Origin of the sequence: Hydrogenophaga sp. (assembly GCF_019264445.1) — a bacterium.
GTDB lineage: Bacteria > Pseudomonadota > Gammaproteobacteria > Burkholderiales > Burkholderiaceae_C > Hydrogenophaga.
The window spans coordinates 1-5,853 of record NZ_JAHVAB010000088.1; the positions used below are offsets into that span (position 1 = coordinate 1).

Here is a 5,853-nt window from a genome sequence, read left to right on the forward strand (position 1 = left end):
ATGTCTCAAGCGCCAACGAGGGACTTGGTGATCGGGGTGGCCGGCGCAGCGAAATAAAGGAGGAGGGGCGGCGCAGCCGACCCGGGGGACATTCGCGGAGCCGGCCACCCCGGTCGCCAAGACCCGGAGCAGCCGGAGGAAGAAACAACCACATCCGCACATTGTCCCGGCAAAGGACAATACCGCCCATGCTGCTGCTCGCCCCCATGGAAGGACTGCTCGACGCCACCCTGCGCGATGTGCTCACGCGCACCGGTGGCATCGACCGCTGCGTGAGCGAATTCATCCGCATCACCAACACCCTGCTGCCCGAGCGCGCCTTCATCCGCGTGGTGCCCGAGCTGCTCAACGCGGGCCGCACCCGTGCCGGCGTGCCCGTGCGCGCCCAGCTGCTGGGCTCCGACCCCCATTGCCTGGCGGAGAACGCCGCGCGACTGGCCGGCCTGGGGCCGCATGGCGTCGACCTCAACTTTGGTTGCCCGGCCAAAACCGTCAACCAGAGCCGCGGCGGGGCGGTGCTGCTCGACGAGCCGGAGCTGATCGGGCGCATCGTGGCCGCCGTGCGCCGCGCCGTGCCGGCGCATGTGCCGGTGTCGGCCAAGATGCGCCTGGGCTTCAACGACGACGAGCGCGCCGAAGAATGCGCCCTGGCCATCGCAGAAGCGGGGGCCGACGAACTCGTGATCCATGCGCGCACCAAAGCCCATGGCTACCGCCCGCCCGCCTACTGGGATCGCCTGGCCGAGGTGCGCGAGTCGCTGCCCGCGCACCTGCGCCTGCCCGTGATCGCCAACGGCGAGATCTGGACCGTGGCCGACGCCCAGCGCTGCCAGGCCGTCACCGGCTGCGAACACCTCATGATCGGCCGCGGCATGGTCACCGACCCTGGCCTGGCGCTCGCCATCAAAGGGCAGGGCACCGTGCCCTGGCAGGTGCTGCCCCCGTTGCTGGCGGTGTTCTGGGCGCAGGTGAGCGCGCGCGTGGACCGCCGCCACCGCGCTGGGCGGCTCAAGCAATGGCTCAACTACCTGCGCAAGCGCTACCCCGAGGCGCAGGCCGCCTTCGACGAACTGCGCCTGGTCACCGAACCCGCCGACATCGAAGCCTGGTTGCGGCGCGCCCAACCGGCCCCTGCGCCTACCACAGAGCCGATCCTGGCGCTGCCAGCAGAAATGGCGCAGGCGTGTTAACTTCCGGCCCCGGACCCGAACCACGACGCCTGTATGACCTCTCTAGAACAACGGCTGGCCGCCCTCAACGGAGACCGTCTGCGCGGCATGCGTCGCGGCCTTGAAAAGGAAAGCCTGCGCGCCCAGCCCGACGGCAAACTCGCGCTCACGCCCCACCCGGCGGCCCTGGGCAGCGCGCTGACGCACCCGCACATCACCACCGACTACAGCGAGTCGCAGCTCGAACTCATCACGGGCGTGCACGACAGCGTCGAGTCGTGCCTGGCCGAACTCACGGAAGTGCACCAGTACACCGTGCGCAGCCTGCGCGCGCAGGGCGAGGAAATGATGTGGGCGTCCAGCATGCCCTGTGGCCTGCCGCCCGACGAAACCATTCCCATTGGCCGCTACGGTTCGTCCAACGTGGGCCGTGCCAAGAGCGTCTACCGCATGGGGCTGGCGCACCGCTATGGCCGGCGCATGCAGACCATCTCGGGCATTCACTACAACTGGTCGTTGCCCGGCGTGGACAACGACGGCTACTTCGCGCTCATCCGCAACTTCCGCCGCCACGCCTTCCTGCTGCTCACGCTCTTTGGCGCGTCGCCTGCGCTGTGTTCCACCTTCGTCGAAGGCCGCCAGCACGAGCTGCAGAAGCTGGGCGACACCGGCACCCTCTACATGCCGCACGGCACTTCGCTGCGCATGGGCCGCCTGGGCTACCAGAGCGAGGCACAGGCCACGCTGGCCGTGAGCTACAACGGCCTGGAAGGCTACGCCGCCTCTCTGCACGACGCGCTCACGCGGCCCTGGCCTGCGTATGAGGCCGTGGGTATTCGCAACCCCGGTGGCGACTACAACCAGCTCGCCACCACGCTGCTGCAGATCGAGAACGAGTTCTACGGCACGATCCGCCCCAAGCGCGTCATCTACCCCGGCGAGCGCCCGCTGCACGCGCTGCGCGAGCGAGGTGTCGAGTACATCGAGGTGCGCCTCATGGACCTCAACCCCTTCGAGCCCATCGGCATCGGCGCGTCCACGCTGCGCTTTCTCGACGTCTTCCTGCTGCACTGTCTGCTCTCCGACAGCCCGCCCGACACGCCCGCAGAAATCCACGAACTGGCCCACAACCAGCACCTCACGGCTGCGCGCGGCCGCGAGCCCGGTCTGGAACTCATGCGCCAGGGCCAGAGCGTGCCGCTGATGCAGTGGGGCGCCGAGCTGCTGGAGCAACTGGTCCCCATCGCCGCCCTGCTGGACGACGCACATGGCGGCAACGAACACGCGCTGGCAGTGGCGCAGGCGCAGGCCCACCTGCAACACCCCGACCAGCTGCCCTCGGCCCGCGTGCTGCAGGCCATGCACAAGCACCACGGTGACTCGTTCGTGGCGTTTGCCCGCGCGCAGTCGCGCGTGACGCACCAGCACCTGCTGGGCCTGCCCTGGGCCAGCAAGCAGCAGGCGCGCTTTGAAGCCATGGCAGCGAAGTCGGTCGACGACCAGCGCGCCATCGAAGCGGCCGATTCCATGCCGTTCGAGATCTACCGGCAGGAGTACACCTCGCCCCACCGCCTGGGCCGCCCCCAGCCGCAATCCGCCACGCCCGTCGCGGCCTGACGGGCGACATGGCCCGCCCGGCCGAATGGGCAATGACCCGGGTTTGTCCTGCGCCCTCTATCCTGCGACTTTTCGCCGGAGACCCGCATGACCCGTTTGACCGCCGCCGATTTCGACCAGGAACTGCTCATCCTGTTTGACGCCTATGTGCACGGCGACATTGACCGGCGGGGCTTTCTGGACCGCGCCGCGAAGTTCGCCGTCGGTGGCATGACCGCCGCCGGCCTGCTGGCCCCGCTCAGCCCCAACTTTGCCGCCGCCCAGGTCGTGCCCGCCAACGATGCGCGCATCACCACCGAAACCGTGGGCGTGCCATCGCCCATGGGGTACGGCACCATCAAGGCGTATGTGGCCAAGCCCGTGTCGCAGCCTGCGGGCGGGCGGCTGCCGGCGGTGCTCGTGTTGCACGAGAACCGTGGGCTCAACCCGCACATTGAAGACATCACGCGACGCCTGGCGCTGGAGGGTTACCTGGCCTTTGCGCCCGACGCGCTCACCCCGCTCGGCGGCTACCCGGGCGACGAAGACAAGGCACGCGCCCTGTTCGCCCAGCTCGACCAGACCAAGACCCGGCAAGACTTTCTGGCCTCGGCCGCCGCGCTCAAGGAGCGCCCCGACAGCCAGGGCCGCGTGGGCGTGGTGGGGTTTTGCTATGGCGGTGGCATCGCGCACATGCTCGCCACCGAAGTGCCCGACCTCGCCGCAGCGGTGCCGTACTACGGCAACCACCCGCCGGCAGAGGCCGCTGCCAAGGTGAAAGCCCCGCTGCTGATCCATTTCGCGGCGGTGGACGAACGCATCAACGCCGCCTGGCCCACCTACGAGACAGCCCTCAAGGCGGCCGGCGCGCGCTACACGGCGCACCAGTACCCGGGCACGCAGCACGGGTTCAACAACGACACGACACCCCGCTTTGACGCCGCCGCCGCGAAGCTCTCATGGGACCTCACGCTGGCTTTCTTCAAGCAGCACCTGGCTGCCTGAAGAAGATTGCTCTGAAGGTGCAGGGCGGCAGGAGGCGCTTCAGGCCTCGCCGCCAAAGCGCTTGATGAGGTTGGCGATGTACTTCTCGACCAGCTTCTCGAACTCGGCTTCGACCACCGGGGCCACCACCATCTTCATGAGCCCGGGCAGCGGCACCTCGATCGTGCCCTGAATGGCCAGCGTGAGGCCGGTGGACTTCTTGTTGTCCATGATCTTCCAGTTGCCGCCCACCTGCGCATTGCCCACGCCCTTGACCGGCGTCCATTTCACGGTGCCGCGCGCTTCGTCGCTCACGTACTTGCTGGCGTAGACCGTCTGGATGTTCACCTGCGCGGTGCCCACCTTCTCCATTTCCCACTGGTAGACGCCGCCGCCGAGGTCGGTGAGCTTCTCCACCTTGGGGAAGTGGCTGACCGACTCGGGCACGTTGGAGAGCACCTGGAACACCTCGGCCGCCTTGGCCTTGACGTCGAACTCATAGCCCAGATCGATCTTGACGGTGATGCTCATGAAGCGCCTCGCGGTTGGAGAAATTCAAACGATTGTAGGTAGCCCGCCGCACGCCACACCCCGGAATTACACCAAGGCACAATCCCCGCAACACCCCGGCAACGCGCCGATTTTCCCAGCGAGTTTTTTCCCCGATGAGCATCCAGTGGTTTCCCGGTCACATGCACCTCACGCGCAAGGCCATCACCGAGCGCGTGAAGGACATTGATGTCGTCATCGAGATGCTGGATGCGCGCCTGCCCGGCTCCAGCGCCAACCCGCTGCTGGCCGAACTCACCTCGGCCAAACCCACGCTGAAGGTGGTCAACAAGCAGGACATGGCCGACCCCGAACGCACCGCGCTCTGGCTCGCGCACTACAACGCCCAGCCCAACACCCGCGCCATTGCGCTGGACGCCAGTGTCACCGCACCGGCGCGCGCCATCATCGCCTCGTGCCACGAGCTCGCACCGAACCGCGGCGGCATGGTCAAGCCCATGCGTGTGCTGATCTGCGGCATTCCCAACGTGGGCAAGAGCACGCTCATCAACACCTTCATGGGCAAGCGTGCGGCCAAGACGGGCGACGAAGCCGGCATCACGCGCACCGAGCAGCGCATCGCCCTGGCCGACGACTTCTACCTGTTCGACACCCCCGGCATGCTCTGGCCGCGCATCGTCGTGCCGGAAAGCGGCTTCAACCTGGCGGCCAGCGGCGCCGTGGGCCGCAACGCCTACGACGACCAAGAGGTGGCGCTGGAGCTGCTCGCCAAACTCAAACACGCTTACGCGCCCCTGCTGGACGCGCGCTACAAGCTCGGCTTGTCGCCCGATGCCATCGCCGCGCTGCCAGACGACGAGCTGCTGGAGGCCATTGGCCGCAAGCGCGGCGCGCTGGCCGGCGGTGGTGCGGTGAACTGGCAGAAGGCCGCCGAGCTGGTGATTGCCGATTTCCGCAGCGGCATCCTCGGGCGCATCACGCTGGAAACGCCTGAGCAGTTCACCCGCTGGCTCAAGGCCGGCCAGCAGGCGGACGCAGAGCGCCAGAGCAAGAAGAAAGACCGCGCCAGCAAGCCTCGCAAGCCCGACCGGCGCTGAGGCGCCTCACTTCACGGTGATGGTGATGCGCTCGCTCATCACCACCGGGTGGTGGGGAATGTGGTTCTGGTCCGCCACGATCAACTGCAGCGTGTGGGTGCCGGGCTTGAGTTCCACGCTGGTCTCGGTCTGGCCGAGGCCGAAATGGCGGAACTGGTCGTTGGCCGGCAGCGGAGCGTTGGCGTCGACAGCCGCCACATCCACCAGCAAATGGTGGTGGCCGGTGCCGGCTTTCTCGACGCCCGCGGGCGCCACGCCCATGCCGCTCAGGCCGAACACCACCTTCACCGGGTTGCTCACGGTCGCGCCGTTGCGCAGGTTGACGAAATACACCCGGGCGTCCGGCGGCGACGCCACCTTCTGGTAGCCCGAGGGCAGCACCGGCACGCTGGCCGTGATCTGGGTGGGGGCGGTGTGGGCCGCAGTGGCCATCATGCCCCCGTGGTGCATGGCGGCGTGGTCGTGGGGGGGGGGGGGGGGGGGGGGGGGGGGGGGGG

General features: G+C 68.2%; 6 protein-coding genes. 4 read left to right on the plus strand and 2 right to left on the minus strand.

Going from position 1 to position 5,853, the window contains the following annotated elements:
• Window positions 1-188 precede the first annotated feature (188 nt).
• The 3 genes from KXJ60_RS20960 (at window position 189) to KXJ60_RS20970 (ending at window position 3,770) form a co-directional block, all read left to right on the plus strand.
• Window positions 189-1,190: a tRNA-dihydrouridine synthase gene (locus tag KXJ60_RS20960; protein ID WP_291132159.1), complete on the plus strand. Its 1,002-nt coding sequence runs from the start codon at window positions 189-191 to the stop codon at window positions 1,188-1,190.
• Between the two features lie 33 nt (window positions 1,191-1,223).
• A complete protein-coding gene (gshA, locus tag KXJ60_RS20965; protein ID WP_291132161.1) occupies window positions 1,224-2,786 on the plus strand; it encodes a glutamate--cysteine ligase in 1,563 nt (520 codons plus the stop codon).
• Between the two features lie 87 nt (window positions 2,787-2,873).
• The gene (locus KXJ60_RS20970) at window positions 2,874-3,770 is read left to right on the plus strand and encodes a dienelactone hydrolase family protein (protein ID WP_291132164.1); all 897 of its coding nucleotides are present in this window, start codon (window positions 2,874-2,876) and stop codon (window positions 3,768-3,770) included.
• A gap of 39 nt (window positions 3,771-3,809) precedes the next feature.
• Here KXJ60_RS20970 and KXJ60_RS20975 read toward each other — a convergent pair whose 3' ends face one another.
• Complete coding sequence (locus KXJ60_RS20975) at window positions 3,810-4,280, minus strand: SRPBCC domain-containing protein (RefSeq protein ID WP_291132167.1); 471 nt, start codon at window positions 4,278-4,280, stop codon at window positions 3,810-3,812.
• A gap of 134 nt (window positions 4,281-4,414) precedes the next feature.
• On the opposite strand from KXJ60_RS20975, the gene ylqF reads away from it, so the two are divergent.
• Window positions 4,415-5,356 (plus strand): ribosome biogenesis GTPase YlqF, encoded by a 942-nt coding sequence (ylqF, locus tag KXJ60_RS20980; protein ID WP_291132169.1) that lies wholly within the window; start codon window positions 4,415-4,417, stop codon window positions 5,354-5,356.
• A 6-nt stretch (window positions 5,357-5,362) separates the two neighbouring features.
• Here the strand turns inward: ylqF and KXJ60_RS20985 are convergent.
• Window positions 5,363-5,853: DUF4399 domain-containing protein (locus KXJ60_RS20985; RefSeq protein ID WP_291132172.1), on the minus strand; the 491-nt coding region annotated here is incomplete at its 5' end.